At 62.6% G+C, this 13,595-nt stretch carries 14 protein-coding genes; 7 read left to right on the forward strand and 7 right to left on the reverse strand.

Translation table 11 applies throughout. The features are described from left to right. Positions 1–22 precede the first annotated feature (22 nt). Positions 23–265, forward strand: coding sequence for a hypothetical protein (locus JWR51_RS21510; protein ID WP_299752580.1), 243 nt, complete (start codon positions 23–25; stop codon positions 263–265). Further along, on the forward strand, positions 225–1,028 hold the full coding sequence (gene iolB / locus JWR51_RS21515; RefSeq protein WP_299752583.1) for a 5-deoxy-glucuronate isomerase: 804 nt from the start codon (positions 225–227) through the stop codon (positions 1,026–1,028). Before JWR51_RS21510 ends, iolB begins: the two co-directional genes overlap by 41 nt. Before the next feature lie 146 nt (positions 1,029–1,174). Here iolB and iolG read toward each other — a convergent pair whose 3' ends face one another. The 6 genes from iolG to JWR51_RS21545 form a co-directional block, all read right to left on the reverse strand. Continuing rightward, positions 1,175–2,212, reverse strand: a complete 1,038-nt coding sequence (gene iolG, locus JWR51_RS21520) for an inositol 2-dehydrogenase (protein WP_299752586.1) — start codon at positions 2,210–2,212, stop codon at positions 1,175–1,177. A gap of 112 nt (positions 2,213–2,324) precedes the next feature. Beyond that, complete coding sequence (locus JWR51_RS21525) at positions 2,325–3,341, reverse strand: ABC transporter permease (RefSeq protein ID WP_299752589.1); 1,017 nt, start codon at positions 3,339–3,341, stop codon at positions 2,325–2,327. A gap of 49 nt (positions 3,342–3,390) precedes the next feature. Further along, complete coding sequence (locus JWR51_RS21530; RefSeq protein WP_299752988.1) at positions 3,391–4,911, reverse strand: sugar ABC transporter ATP-binding protein; 1,521 nt, start codon at positions 4,909–4,911, stop codon at positions 3,391–3,393. A 101-nt stretch (positions 4,912–5,012) separates the two neighbouring features. Then, positions 5,013–5,954: a substrate-binding domain-containing protein gene (locus JWR51_RS21535; RefSeq protein WP_299752592.1), complete on the reverse strand. Its 942-nt coding sequence runs from the start codon at positions 5,952–5,954 to the stop codon at positions 5,013–5,015. A gap of 82 nt (positions 5,955–6,036) precedes the next feature. Continuing rightward, positions 6,037–6,834, reverse strand: coding sequence for a TIM barrel protein (locus JWR51_RS21540; RefSeq protein ID WP_299752990.1), 798 nt, complete (start codon positions 6,832–6,834; stop codon positions 6,037–6,039). Between the two features lie 203 nt (positions 6,835–7,037). Continuing rightward, complete coding sequence (locus JWR51_RS21545; protein WP_299752595.1) at positions 7,038–8,066, reverse strand: LacI family DNA-binding transcriptional regulator; 1,029 nt, start codon at positions 8,064–8,066, stop codon at positions 7,038–7,040. Positions 8,067–8,209: 143 nt separating this feature from the next. Here JWR51_RS21545 and JWR51_RS21550 point away from each other — a divergent pair, with 143 nt between their 5' ends. The 5 genes from JWR51_RS21550 (at position 8,210) to purU (ending at position 12,804) form a co-directional block, all read left to right on the forward strand. Beyond that, positions 8,210–9,295 carry a fatty acid desaturase family protein gene (locus tag JWR51_RS21550; RefSeq protein ID WP_299752597.1) on the forward strand — a complete coding sequence of 362 codons (1,086 nt, stop codon included), beginning with the start codon at positions 8,210–8,212 and terminating at the stop codon, positions 9,293–9,295. 98 nt (positions 9,296–9,393) lie between these two features. Further along, positions 9,394–9,705: a MocE family 2Fe-2S type ferredoxin gene (locus tag JWR51_RS21555; protein ID WP_299752993.1), complete on the forward strand. Its 312-nt coding sequence runs from the start codon at positions 9,394–9,396 to the stop codon at positions 9,703–9,705. Between the two features lie 158 nt (positions 9,706–9,863). Further along, positions 9,864–11,099, forward strand: a complete 1,236-nt coding sequence (locus tag JWR51_RS21560; RefSeq protein WP_299752600.1) for an FAD-dependent oxidoreductase — start codon at positions 9,864–9,866, stop codon at positions 11,097–11,099. Then, entirely contained in the window at positions 11,096–11,890 is a 795-nt protein-coding gene (locus tag JWR51_RS21565) for a 3-methyl-2-oxobutanoate hydroxymethyltransferase (RefSeq protein WP_299752603.1), read from the forward strand. Before JWR51_RS21560 ends, JWR51_RS21565 begins: the two co-directional genes overlap by 4 nt. A gap of 14 nt (positions 11,891–11,904) precedes the next feature. Further along, complete coding sequence (purU, locus tag JWR51_RS21570) at positions 11,905–12,804, forward strand: formyltetrahydrofolate deformylase (protein ID WP_299752606.1); 900 nt, start codon at positions 11,905–11,907, stop codon at positions 12,802–12,804. A 168-nt stretch (positions 12,805–12,972) separates the two neighbouring features. Here the strand turns inward: purU and JWR51_RS21575 are convergent, their stop codons facing one another. Then, a complete protein-coding gene (locus tag JWR51_RS21575; protein ID WP_299752609.1) occupies positions 12,973–13,539 on the reverse strand; it encodes a MarR family winged helix-turn-helix transcriptional regulator in 567 nt (188 codons plus the stop codon). Positions 13,540–13,595: the final 56 nt, after the last annotated feature.

Consider the following 13,595-nt stretch of genomic DNA (forward strand, 5'->3'; position numbering starts at 1 on the left):
CATTGCCCAATGGTTCTGGAGAATGGCCGTGCTGCTCAAGCCTAATGACGTAAGCTGGTTTCGCCCCATATGGCGGCGCTATGCCGTAACCGCATTTTTGGCGGTGTGGTGCGCGTGGGAATGGGTCTGGAATCGGGAGCCGTTCTGGGGCGTGCTCGTCGGCGCCGCGCTGCTGTTCTCGATCTACAGCTTCTTTATCACCTTTCCCAAGGAAGAGCCCACCGATGGCAACGACACCCAACCTCCGAGTCCGCCCCAAGGGTAACTCCGGCAAGGTTCACTCGATCACGCCAAACAGCGCGCGCTGGACCTATGTGGGCTTCGCGCTGCACAAGCTTGGCGCCGGCGAGGCCGTGGGCGCGGAAACCGGCAGCGACGAAGTGTGCCTGGTGCTGGTCAGCGGCAAGGCGAAGATTTCGGTCGACGGCAAGGATTTGGGCGAACTCGGGCAGCGCATGACGCCGTTCGAGGGCGAACCCTATGCGGTCTATGTGCCGGCGGGGAGCAATTGGGCGGCGGCGGCCACGACCGAGCTGGAGCTGGCTGTGTGTTCAGCGCCGGGCGAGCGCGGGGCCTATCCGGCGCGGGTCATTCCGCCGGGCACCAATCCGCCGATCGTGCGCGGCAAGGGCGCCAATGTGCGCCACGTCACCAATATCCTGCCGGAAACCGATCCGGCCCATTCGCTACTGGTGGTCGAGGTGATCACGCCGGGCGGCAATACCTCGTCCTATCCGCCGCACAAGCACGATACCGACAACCTGCCGCACGAGAGCTTTCTCGAGGAGACCTATTTTCACCGGCTCAACCCGCCGCAGGGCTTTGCCATGCAACGGGTCTATACCGATGACCGGAGCCTCGATGAAGCGCTGGTGATCGAGGACGGCGACGTGACGCTAGTGCCCAAGGGCTATCACCCGGTGGCGACGACGGCCGGGTATGATCTGTATTACCTCAACGTCATGGCCGGCCCGGTGCGGACGTGGAAATTCCACAATGCGCCCGAGCATGAGTGGTTGTTGAAGTAAGAGCATCGCGCCACGCCCTCGTGGTTCGAGGCGCTGAAGAAGCGCACCTCACCATGAGGGCTACTCTTGGCTCAATATTCCAGTAGCCCTCATGGTGAGGTGCGAACTCTACGCGAGCCTCGAACCACGAGGGCGTGCCCCAATGCTTATCGCCCCTGGAAGATGCCCTTATCCGCCAGTACGCCTGTGACTTCGCTGACCTTCACCGCGCGCTTTTCGGCGACCGATTTAAGCGCAGCATCGGCCAGCGCCAATGCAATCAAGCCGTCCAACCCGCTGGGGCCGGCGACAGATTTTGATTCAACGGCCTGGATGAAGGTGCTGATTTCGTTGGCATAAGCTTCGGTATAGCGGGTCATGAAGAAGTCGTGCAAAGGCGGGCGGGTGTAGCCGGAGGCGTTGGCAACTTCGATGGAAACCGGGCGCTGGTTTTCGGCCGAGACGGCTCCCTTGGAGCCGTGGACCTCGATGCGCTGGTCGTAGCCATAGGTGGCGCGGCGAGAGTTGGAGATAGTGGCGTGCTTGCCGGTGGCGGTGGTGAGGATGACGCTGACGCTGTCATAATCGCCGGCGGCGCCGATGGCCTTGTCGACCAGGTTCGAGGCATAGGCGGTGACGGTGTCGACTTCTTCGCCCAGCAGGAAGCGGGCCATGTCGAAGTCATGGATGGTCATGTCGCGGAAAATGCCGCCCGAGCGCTTGATGTAATCGACCGGCGGGGCGCCGGGGTCGCGCGAGGTGATCTGGACCATTTCGACGGCGCCGATCTCGCCTTTGTCGATGACCGCTTTAACGGCCATGAAATGGGGATCGAAGCGACGGTTGAAGCCGACCATCAGCGTGCCACCGGCAGCATCGACGACCTTGAGGCAGGCCTTGACGCGCTCGACGTCGAGATCGATCGGCTTCTCGCAGAAGATTGCCTTGCCGGCCTTGGTGAACTGCTCGATCAGGTCGGCGTGGGTATCGGTGGGCGTGCAGATGACGACTGCGTCGATATCGGTCGCGGTCAGGATCTGGTTGATGGTGCGCACGTCGCAGCCATACTGGGTCGACAGATCACTGGCCGCCTTTTCCATGGCATCGGCAACGGCGACGAGGCGCGCATTGGGATTGGCCGAAATGGCCTTGGCGTGAACTTTGCCAATGCGGCCGGCGCCGAGAAGGCCGAAGCGAACAGTCATGGGGAGACTCCGAGTAGAAGGGCGCGTGCGCGCGGTGGTTATAAAAAGGCCGCGTGCCATTCAGGCAAGGCCGAATGACACGCGGAATCGTTGAGCGCAGCCTAGCGCAAAATCAGACTTTCTTGCGTTTGCGCTGGCGGTATTGGTCGGCGACGACGGCGGCGACAATGATCATGCCCTTGATGATCTCCTGATAATAGGCGTCGACGCGCAGGAACGTGAAGCCCGAGGTCATGGTGCCCAGGATGATGGTGCCAATGACGGTGCCGGTGATGCGCCCCTGCCCGCCTGCGAGCGAGGTGCCGCCGATGACGGCGGCGGCGATGGCGTCGAGTTCATACATGACGCCCATGCCGGCCTGGGCCGTCTGTGCCCGGGCGGCGGTGACGAGACCGGCCAGGCCCGCCAGCATGCCGGCAATGGCGTAGACCTTGACCAGGTGGCGCTCGATATTGATGCCGGAGACGCGTGCCGCCTGCGGGTTGGCGCCGATGGCGTAGGTGAACTTGCCGTAGCGGGTGTAGCGCAGGCCGATATGGAAGATGGCGGCGACGCCGAGGAAGATGATGACCGGCCAGATGCCGGAGCCGATGAAGTTAAACTCAGGGGTCAGGCCGGAAACCGGCTGACCCTTGGTGTACCACTTGGCGACGCCACGGGCGGAGACCATCATGCCCAGGGTGGCGATGAAGGGCGGGATTTTGGTGTAGGAGATCAGGCTGCCATTGACCACGCCGGCGAGGCTGCCGATGGCGAGGCCGACAACCAGCGGGATGATGACGGGCAGGCCGACCAGCGCCGGATAGACCGGGCGCGCCCAATCCGCCGACTGCGCGAAGCTGGCGGCAATCATGGCGGTCATGCCGACGACAGAGCCGGAGCTCAAATCGATGCCGCCGGTGATGATGACCTGGGTGACGCCGACGGCGATGATGCCGACGACCGAGACCTGCAGGATCATGATGGTCAGGCGTTGCTGGTTCATCAGGAAGGATTGCTTGATGAAAATCCAGCCGAGGATTTCGAACACCAGCGCGATGCCGACGAGAACCGCCAGGATGGACAGCTCGGTGGGGAGTTTTCGCGAGCGGCTGCGCGGGGTGGCGAGGGCGTCTGAGGTGGTGGTCATGATTGGGTCCTCGCGGGTTGGCGCAGGCTCGTCTGAAATAACGGAGTGCTCATCGTGCCGCCAAATCCATGATCTTGACCTGATCGGCTTCGGAGCGGTCCAGGAAGCCCGTGGCGCGGCCATGGTGCATGACCATGATACGGTCGGACATGCCGAGCACTTCGGGCAGTTCGGATGAGATCATCACCACCGCGACGCCCTGATGGGCGAGCTGGGTGACGAGTTTATGGATTTCGGCCTTGGCGCCGACATCGATGCCGCGGGTGGGTTCATCGAGAATGAGGATTTTCGGGTTAGTGAGCAGCCAGCGGCCGATCAGCACCTTCTGCTGGTTGCCGCCAGAGAGGTTCTCGACGCGTTCGGCCAGGTTGGGCGTCTTGACGCGCAGCTTCTGGGCCATGTCCTCGCAGGTGCGGGATAGCTCGCCCTGACTGACGAAACCGAAACGGCTGTATTTGTCCTGCAGCACGGCGAGTTGCATGTTCTCCTGGATGTCGAGCGACAGGAGGCACCCGGTTTCCTTGCGGTCCTCGGTGATGAAGGCCATGCCGTGCTGGATGGCGATGGTCGGGGTGGCGATATTGACCACTTCTCCGTTAATCGAGATGGTGCCGCTGCTGGCCGGCGTCACGCCGAAAACCGTCTCGGCGACATTGGAACGGCCGGAGCCGACGAGGCCGGCAATGCCGAGGATTTCGCCGGCACGGACATCGAAGGAGATGTCTTCGAACACGCCCTTGAGCGACAGGTTCTTTACCGACAGCACCACTTCGCCGATCGCCACCTCTTCCTTGGGGAACATCTGGGTGATCTCGCGGCCGACCATCATGCGGATGATCTGGTCGCGGGTAACGTCCGCCGAAGCGTGGGTGCCGATATAACGGCCATCGCGGAACACCGAGACTTCGTCGGCGATCTCGAACAGCTCGCTCATCTTGTGGGTGATGTAGACGACGCCTTTGCCCTGGGCGCGCAGGTCGCGAATGATGGCGAACAGATGCGCGACTTCGGTTTCGGTGAGCGCCGAGGTCGGCTCGTCCATGATGAGCACGTCGCTCTCATAGGACACCGCCTTGGCGATTTCGACCATCTGCCGGCTGGCCACAGACAGGTAGCTGACCTGAATTTCGGGATCGATATCGATCTTGAGGCGGGCGAACAGCTCGGCGGTGCGGCGATTGAGTTCGTGGTGATCCACAAAGCCGAAGCGGGTCAACGGCTCGCGGCGGATCCAGATGTTCTCGGCGACGGTCATGAACGGCATCAGGTTGAGTTCCTGATGGATCATGGCAATGCCGTTTTCAAGCGCGTCGAGCGGTGACTTGAGGCGGATGTCGATGCCGCGGAGCTGCACATTGCCGCTATCGGGGGCGTAAATGCCGGCGATGATCTTCATCAGCGTCGACTTGCCGGCGCCGTTTTCACCCATCAGCGCATGGACGGTGCCGCGCTTGAGTTGCAGCGACACATCATCCAGCGCGACGACGCCGGGAAATTCCTTACGGGCGTGGCTGATTTCCAAAAGAAATTCGGACTGGGGCGTAGCGCCGCTTTCGCGGACGGCGCGCATTGTCTGCGGACTGACCAATCACTGCCTCCCCTGCCCGGTTTCCGAGCTTCGTTGATGAGAGGATGCGCCGTTTGCGCGGCGCATCCAAGTGTGATGTGGGCTTAGTTCTTGCCGGCGTATTCAGCGACGTTGGCCGGGGTCACCAGCTCGAACGGCACGAAGACCTTGGTCTCGACCGCGTCACCCTTGGCGAGTGCGAGGGCGGCATCGAGAGCGCCCTTGCCCTGGCCGGCCGCATTTTGGAACACGGTGGCGTCGAGATCGCCGGCCTGAAGCGCGGCAAGAGCGTCGGCGGTCGCGTCGACACCAGCAACGATCACGTCCTTCATGTCGATGCCGCCGGCCTTGAGGGCCTGGATGGCGCCGATGGCCATTTCGTCATTGTTAGCGACGACAGCATCGAACTTGAGGCCAGCCGACATCCAGTTGGTCATCAGATCGGCACCCTGCTGGCGGGACCAGTTGGCGGTCTGCTCTTCGGCGATCTTCATGAAAGAGCATTCCGGCGTGGCGATCACGTCATGCACGTCCTGGGTGCGCTGGCGGGCGGCCTGGTTGGAGAGCTCGCCCATCATGACGACGATGTTGGCTTCGGTCTTGCCCGCTTCGGTCAGCAGGCGGCAGACTTCCTTGGTCTCCAGCGTGCCGGAGTCCACTTCGTTGGATGCCACGAAGGCCTGCTTGGCCGGCAGGGTATCAAGGTTGACCGGCTGGCGATTGACATAGACCAGCGGAATGCCGGCATCGGAGGCCAGCGTCGACATGGCGGCGGTGGCGTCGGTATCCACGGCGTTGACGATGATGGCATCGACGCCCGAAGCGATGAAGTTCTGGATCTGGCTCATCTGCTTGGACACGTCGTTCTGCGCGTCTTCGACCTGCAGCTCGACATCGGGAAGGGTCTTGGCATAATCGCCCATGCCGTTGCGCAGCACGGTCAGGAAGTTGTCGTCGAACGCCGCCATCGACACGCCAACGGTCGCGGCCATTGCCGAACCGCTCATCAGGCTGGCGATGACGGTAGCCAATACGAGCTTCTTCATTCTTCTCTCCTCCACAGAGCGGGCGTCCGGCGGCGCCCTTGTTTTTCCGGAAATTTCCCAGTTTTTACGGGAATTTATTGGGTCAGGCGGCGCGGGCCGCCAGGCCATTGGCGACGAAATCCATGCTCTGCCGAATGGCGGCAGCCGGATCGGAAAGGGTACGCAATTCCTCGGCAAAGGGCTCGAAGGAGAGCAGGCCGGAATAGCCGCCGGCATAGAGTGCCGCGATCTGTTCGAGATTGCCGAGGCGATCGGCGTGGCCGACGAGGACGCGGTGGCTGTCGCGCATGTCGCGGACGGAGACCGTGGGGTCGTCGACGCCGGAAATGTGGATCAGGCCGGTCAGTTCGGGGAAGATGTCCCCTTCCCCGGCTAGGTGATGATGAAAGGTGTCGTGGGTCAGCTTGAACACATCGCGCGCATTGGCGGCGTCGATAGCGGCGACGGCCTCGCGCTTGGAGCGCAGCGAGCAGATTTCGAAGCCGAGGCATTCAACCAGTCCCACTAATCCCCGCTGCCGCAGAACGGGCGCAAGGTGCGTCAGGGCTTCGGTGGCGTTGCTGACGCGCATATCGGGTTCAAGGCCGGTGCCATCATTGGCGGCGACGAGGACAAGCGCTTGCGAGCCGCACGTAGCGGCGTAGTCGGCGAGGGCTTCGGCCTCACTGGCGCGTAGGGGCGACCAATGGTTGAATTTTTGCAGGGCATTGATGGAAATGATGGAAACATCATTTTGGGTGGCGAGCGACTTCACGACCCTCGCCGAGGTGCCATCGAGGATCGTGTTGCCGGCGATATCGTTGCGAATCTCGACGCCAGACAGGCCAAGCGAACGGGTCAGCGCGAAGAAATCAGCCAGGCCCAATTGCGGCGCGACCATGTGATTGAGCGCAAAGCTGGGGCGCGGACTGGCTGACACTAAAACGAACTCCCTGACGGCGCCGGATTGCTCCGGTCTCTGCGTCAAATGAAACACTGGTTCTGTTATGTTGTCAACGCGGAATATACATTCCATAAATGGATTGGAAATATCGCAAATGCCCGGCTTTGTTGGAACGGCTACAACAGGGCAGTAGCGCTGTCCTAGATATTTTCCGAGACATAGATCTCAAAGGGCAGGAAGGTTTGCCCACCTGATTCCGGGGTCCGCGTAGTCATGGCGGTTGCCGCCAGATTGACCAGGGCGTTACCTATCGCGGTGACCGGGGTCGCGGTCAGCGCGGTGATGAGATTTTCGGCGAGCGCGGCTCGAGAGAAGGCGTTGATCTCGTTGCACACCACGGCGAGACGGCCGGCCATATCCTCCTCGCGCAGGGCGGCGACTACCCCCTCCATGCCACCGCCAGCAACATAGATGGCGCTGAGATCGGGGTGGCGACGGAGCAGGTCCGAGGTTGCTTCGTGGGCGAGGTTGACGTCTTCGAGATTGACCAAGGTATCGATGATCGTCAGGTGCGGGGCGGATTGGCGAAGGTAGGAGCGGAAGCCGATTTCGCGCAGTTCGTGGCCGTGGAAGCGGTGGCTGCCGACGAAAATCGCCACCTTGCCAGGGGGGGCCGAATGGGCGACAAGCCAGCCGGCGGTGCGGCCGACCTTGGTGTTATCGGTGCCGATATAGCCGCGCCGAACGCCGGAGGCGAAATCGGACAGGAGGGCGAAAACCGGAATGCCGGCGGCTTCGATTTCAGCGACGGCGGCGGTGACGGCGGGGTGATCGATGGCCACCATGGCGATGACCTGGGCGGTGCGCGCGGCATCACGCAGGCGATTGGCGATCTCGGACGGCGTCTGGGAGGCAAGGAAGCTGATGGTGGCGGTGACGCGGAATTGGGTGGGCGACAGGGCGGCGCGTTCCAGTTCGCGGGCAAAATCGGCGTAGAACAACTGGTCCGGGCGTTGCAGCAGGATGTGCAGCCGATAATGCGGCAGGCCGGCCTCGACGCGGCGTCGGATCAGGCCGGTGCCATGGTAGCCGATCTGCTCGGCGGCCTTGAAGACGCGCTCGGCGGTCTCCTGGCGCACCGGGAGGCGCGCATTGAGGACGCGATCGACGGTCGCGACGCTGAGGCCGCAGGCGGCGGCGATATCGGCGACGGTAGGGCGGCGGGCCATGGCGATATCCTGCTATAAATTATCACCGCAAAATCCGCATGGTGATAGCAATGATAGAAACTATCACGCTTGTGTTGCCAGTGGAAGGGCGTGGGAGTAGCCATTTCTAAACAAGCATGCGGGATTTCTGGCGGGAGGACGTCATGACCATTGCAGCCACCAGTCGCGATTACAGCCTGATCGGTCGCGACAGCGCCCTGGCGGTCGCCAATGGGCTGGCGGCGGCCGAGTGGTATCACACCGATGTCGAGCGCAAGGCGATGAAGGCCTTGATGCAGCGTTCGGACGGTCCGGCTATTCGCGACACGGCGATCTGGATCGGCGCGATGGTCGTGTTCGCGGGACTAGGCATCTGGTTCTGGGGATCGTGGATCGCGGTGCCGTTTTTCCTCGCCTATGGGGTGCTCTACGGCTCGGGCGGCGACTCGCGGTGGCACGAATGCGGGCATGGCACGGCGTTCAAGACGCGGTGGATGAACGATGTCGTCTACCAGATCGCCTGCTTCATGATGATGCGCAATCCGGTCACCTGGCGCTGGAGCCATGCGCGGCATCATACCGATACGATCATCGTGGGGCGCGATCCCGAGATTTCGGTAATGCGGCCGCCAGATCTGCTGCGGGTGGTGCTGAGTTTCGTCGGCGTGCTGGATGTGTGGCACGGCTTGACCGACATGGTGCGCAATGCTGCGGGCGTGGTCAGCGCCGAGGAAAAGACGTTCATCCCCGAAATGGAGCAGGCCAAGGTGGTGCGCGTGGCGCGGATCTGGGCGGCGATCTATGCGGTGACGATCGTCGTGGCGATCGCCATGGGGTCGTGGCTGCCGCTGGTGATTGTCGGGGGGCCACGGCTTTATGGCGCTTGGCACCATGTGCTGACCGGCCTGCTGCAGCATGGCGGGCTGGCGGACAATGTGACCGACCACCGGCTCAACAGCCGCAGTGTGCTGATGAACCCGGTCAGCCGGTTCATCTACTGGAACATGAACTACCACGTGGAGCACCACATGTTTCCGATGGTGCCGTATCACGCGCTGCCAAAGCTGCATGAGCTGATCAAGCATGACCTGCCGGCGGCGAATAGCTCGATGTGGGACGCGTATCGCGAGATGGTACCGGCGTTCCTACGGCAGTTGCGCAATGAGGACTATTTCCTGAAGCGGGAATTGCCGGCGACGGCGAAGCCGTATCGGGAGGAATTGCATGGGGATGCAGCGGCGGCGGAGTGACGGCATCCCCGACATCGGGGCTCTCATCCCCCCACCCTTGATCCCTCCCCGCGAAGGGGGAGGGTGTCGACTGAAAACTCACAGTGAAAGCAAGAAGAATGGGCGAGTGGATCGAGGCGTGTGGGAGCGATGATGTGGAAGAAGAGGATGTGATCCGTTTTGACCATGCGGGGCGGGTGTTCGCGATCTATCGCAGCCCGGATGACGAGTATTTTGCGACCGATGGGCTATGCACGCATGAGCATGTCAGCCTGGCCGATGGGCTGGTGATGGATGAGATCATCGAATGCCCCAAGCATAATGGGCGGTTCAACTACAAGACCGGCGAGGCCAAGGGCGCGCCGGTGTGCGTGAACCTGCGGACGTATCGGGTGAAGGTCGAGGGCGGGGCGGTGTTTGTGGAGGTTTAGAAGCCCCTCACCCTGACATTTCTGCTGGACGCAGAAATGTCTGTCCCCCTCCCGCAAGGGGAGAGGGGTGACGACTGCGGGGCTTAGTTCCTTTCCCCCTTCTCCCCTTGCGGGAGAAGGGGCCCGAAGGTCGGATGAGGGGTACTTTTGGAGGCGGCATGAGCAAGCATTTTGTCATAGTGGGAGCCGGAGAAGCCGGGGCGCGGGCCGCGATGGCGCTGCGTGAGCAAGGCTTTGATGGCGACGTGACCTTAGTGGGCGGCGAGACCCATTTGCCCTATGAGCGGCCGCCCCTGAGCAAGGACGGAATGGTGGCGGAGGTGTTTGCGGCCAAGACTATTGCGACGGCGGAGCGGTTGGTGGACGCGGGTGTCGCGTTTCGTGGCGGGGTAACTGTTGCGGGGATCGATCGGGCGGGCAAGCGGCTGGAGATGAAGGGCGGGAGCACCTTGCCCTACGACAAATTGCTGCTGGCGACCGGGGCGTCGCCGCGGCGGCTGGCGGGAGTCGAGGGGGAGCGGATCGTCTATCTGCGGACCATCGAGGACGCGCAGCGCCTGCGTGGCGCATTGGGACCGGGCCGGCATATTGCCATTATCGGCGGCGGGTTCATCGGGCTGGAACTCGCAGCCAGCGCGCGGGCGCGTGGCGCCGAGGTGACGCTGATCGAGGCCCTGCCCCGGCTGTTGTCGCGCGGGGTGCCAGCGGGGATCGCGGCGCGGATTCAGGCGCGGCATCTGGCGGGTGGGGTCAGGCTGGTTTTCGGTGACCCAATTGCAGCTATTGAGAGCGCGGCAGTTAGCGCAAGGGTAACATTAGAGAGCGGAATGTGCATCGAAGCTGACATGGTGCTGATCGGGATTGGCGCTGCGCCGAATGTGGCGTTGGCAGAGGCGGCCGGATTGACCGTCGTCAACGGAATCGCCGTCGACGAGCGATTGCAGACCACTGACGCCGATATCTTTGCAGCCGGCGATTGCTGCTCGTTTCCGCTGGCGATCTATGGCGGGCGGCGGGTGCGGCTGGAAAGCTGGCGCAATGCGCAGGACCAGGGGAATTTGGCCGCGCGCAATATGCTGAGCGCTGGGGAAGTCGGGGCCAGCGTGCCGTGGTTCTGGAGCGATCAGTATGAGCTGACACTGCAGATTGCGGGGTTGGCGGATGAAGGGGCTTTGACCGTGGAGCGGGAATTGGCGGAGGGGTCGATCCTGTTTCATTTGAGCGCTGATGGGCGGCTGGTCGCGGCGAGCGGGATTGGCGTAGGGAACGCGGTGGCCAAGGATATTCGATTGGCGGAAATGCTGATCGGGCGCAGGGCAAGGCCGGACATGGCGGCGCTGGGTGACCCAGGGGTCCGGCTTAAAGTCCTGCTATCGCAGGGAGAATTGGCATGAGCCGAGTACGGCCGACGGTGGCGGATTTACGGGCGCTCAAGGGCAAGCGGCAATTGTCGATGTTGCGGGTGATGACGCTGCCGGAAGCCGAGGCGGCAGAAAAGGCTGGGGTCGATTTGATCTCGGTGCCGCCGGCGCTGATCGCGCAGCGGGAATTCCGCGATGCGGCGCCCAATTGCTTTGCGATTCCGGGGCTGGAATATGGCGACTTCGTTACTGCGGAGGACTATCTGCGCGGGGCGTTTGCGATGATCAAGGCCGGGGCGGACGCGGTCTATTGCGCGGCGGGGATGGGTACAGTCCGGCGGTTGCGGGACGAGGGCATTCCGGTATGCGGGCATTCGGGACTGATCCCGAGCCAGGCGACCTGGACCGGTGGGTTCAAGGCGGTTGGCAAGACGGTCGAGACGGCGCGGCTGGTGTGGAACCAGGTCAAGGCTCTGGAGGAGGCTGGGGCGTTCGCGGCGGAAATCGAGGTGGTGCCGAGCGAGGTGGCGGCGGCGATTTCGGCGCGAACGTCGTTGGTGCTGATTTCGATGGGTGCCGGCGCGGGCTGCGATGCGCAATATCTGTTTGCGGACGACGTGTTGGGCAGTAATACCGGGCATGTGCCGCGGCATGCCAAGGTCTACCGCAATTTCGCGGCAGAGTACGAGCGGCTGCAGCAGGAACGGGTGGCGGCGTTCAGCGAATATGTTGCCGATGTGCGCGGCGGGGTTTATCCCGAAGCGCGGCATCAGGTCGGGATCGAGACCGAGGAATTGCGCCAGTTTCTGGCCGAACTGAATTGAGTTTGGAGACTATGATGACTTCCGCTTCTATGGCGCAGGCTGCCAATATCGAGACCGCGCTGGAGCAGCCGGGTTATGTGCTGACGCTGAGCTGTACCGATCGGCCGGGGATCGTCGCGGCGGTGACCACGGAGCTGGCAGCACTGGGCGCCAATATTGCCGAGAGCAACCAGTTCTGGGACCGCCAGACCGGCATTTTCTTCATGCGACTGGCGTTTACGGCGCCGGCAGGCATCGACCGCGATGGAATCGAGCGGGCCTTGCGGGCTCCGATTGACCGGTTCGGCATGAAGACGACGCTGGTGCCGATGTCGCGCAAGCCCAGGATGGTGATCATGGTCTCTAAGTTCGACCATGCGCTGCTGCACCTGCTGTATCAGATCCGCGTTGGGTGGCTTGACGCGGAGGTCGTCGGGATCATCTCGAACCATCCGGACGCCGGCAAGATCGCGGCGGCGGAGAATATTCCGTTCCATCTGTGGCCCGTGGGCAAGGATAACAAGGCCGAACAGGAGGCCAAGGTGATCGCGCTGGTGCAGGAAACCGGCGCGGACCTGGTGGTGCTGGCGCGCTACATGCAGGTGTTGAGCAACACGCTATCGACGCGGCTGTTCGGCAAGATCATCAACATCCACCACTCGTTTTTGCCCAGCTTCAAGGGGGCGAAGCCTTATCACCAGGCGCATGATCGGGGGGTCAAGATCATCGGGGCGACGGCGCACTATGTGACGCCGGACCTCGACGAGGGCCCGATCATCGAGCAGGAAACCGCGCGGGTGACGCATTCGATGAGCGCGGACGACCTGGTGGCGGCGGGGCGCGATGTGGAGAGCCGGGTGCTGGCGCGTGCAGTGAAGTTGCACCTGGAGAACCGGGTGATGCTGAACGGGCATAAGACAGTGGTTTTTGGGTAGAACTGGATTTTGCAGCAAGCACCCCTTCCCAAAGAACAAAGACGCCCTTCCCCCGGACTTGATCCGGGGGCCTCTCGACCATGTGCAGAGCTGAGAGTGGCCCGCGGATCAAGTCCGCGGGAAGGACGGTAGGTGGGCACACGTCGGGGCTGACCGGAAAGGTTGAGCCTAGGACTTGTTCCTATTCGCCTTGGTATCGGACACAGCCGTGCTGAAGCGCTTGAAGAGGCGGGCGAAGGTGACGAGGTCTTCTTCGGGCCACGTGCCGAGGGCTTCGGCGAAGGCGCTCCATTTGTAGTGGCGGATGGCTTCGGCGTGGCTGTGGCCGGTTTCGGTCAGCTCAAGGCCAATGCGGCGGGCGTCGGACTGGGAGGCGACGCGGCGGATGATGCCCTTGTCGACGGCGTCAGCAACGATTCGGCTGGCACGCGACGGGTCGATGGCGAGGCGCTCGGCGATCAGGCCGACGGTGATTTCGCCATCGGGACCGGGGCCATGCTCGATCATGGAGATAATCTCCAGATCGGTGATGTCGATGCCCAATTGCAGGTCGCGCAAAGCCAGGCGGCCCAGTTCCTTGCGGGCCATGGAGCGCCGCAAGTTGCCCATATAGGTATCGATATCGATGGTCGCCTGGGCCGCATCCGGCGTCATGCCCAATTCGAGCAGCAGCTCACGATGCTCCTCAGTGGGCGGGGCGCAGAATGCGGGCGGCTGTTTGATCGGTTGGTCCATGGGAGTCTCATAGCAATTCGGCGACAAATGTGAAATAGTGGACTTAGTCACATATA

Source organism: Devosia sp. (genome assembly GCF_028290625.1).
Lineage (GTDB): Bacteria > Pseudomonadota > Alphaproteobacteria > Rhizobiales > Devosiaceae > Devosia.

Excerpts from the sequence above, each read along its gene's own strand:
- JWR51_RS21550 (WP_299752597.1), top strand. The coding sequence starts at position 8,210 with ATGACCATTGCAGCCACCAGTCGCGATTACAGCCTGATCGGTCGCGAC.
- JWR51_RS21535 (WP_299752592.1), bottom strand. The coding sequence starts at position 5,954 with ATGAAGAAGCTCGTATTGGCTACCGTCATCGCCAGCCTGATGAGCGGT.
- JWR51_RS21575 (WP_299752609.1), bottom strand. The coding sequence starts at position 13,539 with ATGGACCAACCGATCAAACAGCCGCCCGCATTCTGCGCCCCGCCCACT.
- JWR51_RS21530 (WP_299752988.1), bottom strand. The coding sequence starts at position 4,911 with ATGCGCGCCGTCCGCGAAAGCGGCGCTACGCCCCAGTCCGAATTTCTT.
- JWR51_RS21560 (WP_299752600.1), top strand. The coding sequence starts at position 9,864 with ATGAGCAAGCATTTTGTCATAGTGGGAGCCGGAGAAGCCGGGGCGCGG.
- iolG (WP_299752586.1), bottom strand. The coding sequence starts at position 2,212 with ATGACTGTTCGCTTCGGCCTTCTCGGCGCCGGCCGCATTGGCAAAGTT.
- iolB (WP_299752583.1), top strand. The coding sequence starts at position 225 with ATGGCAACGACACCCAACCTCCGAGTCCGCCCCAAGGGTAACTCCGGC.
- JWR51_RS21555 (WP_299752993.1), top strand. The coding sequence starts at position 9,394 with ATGGGCGAGTGGATCGAGGCGTGTGGGAGCGATGATGTGGAAGAAGAG.
- JWR51_RS21565 (WP_299752603.1), top strand. The coding sequence starts at position 11,096 with ATGAGCCGAGTACGGCCGACGGTGGCGGATTTACGGGCGCTCAAGGGC.
- JWR51_RS21510 (WP_299752580.1), top strand. The coding sequence starts at position 23 with ATGGCCGTGCTGCTCAAGCCTAATGACGTAAGCTGGTTTCGCCCCATA.
- JWR51_RS21545 (WP_299752595.1), bottom strand. The coding sequence starts at position 8,066 with ATGGCCCGCCGCCCTACCGTCGCCGATATCGCCGCCGCCTGCGGCCTC.
- JWR51_RS21525 (WP_299752589.1), bottom strand. The coding sequence starts at position 3,341 with ATGACCACCACCTCAGACGCCCTCGCCACCCCGCGCAGCCGCTCGCGA.
- JWR51_RS21540 (WP_299752990.1), bottom strand. The coding sequence starts at position 6,834 with ATGGTCGCGCCGCAATTGGGCCTGGCTGATTTCTTCGCGCTGACCCGT.
- purU (WP_299752606.1), top strand. The coding sequence starts at position 11,905 with ATGACTTCCGCTTCTATGGCGCAGGCTGCCAATATCGAGACCGCGCTG.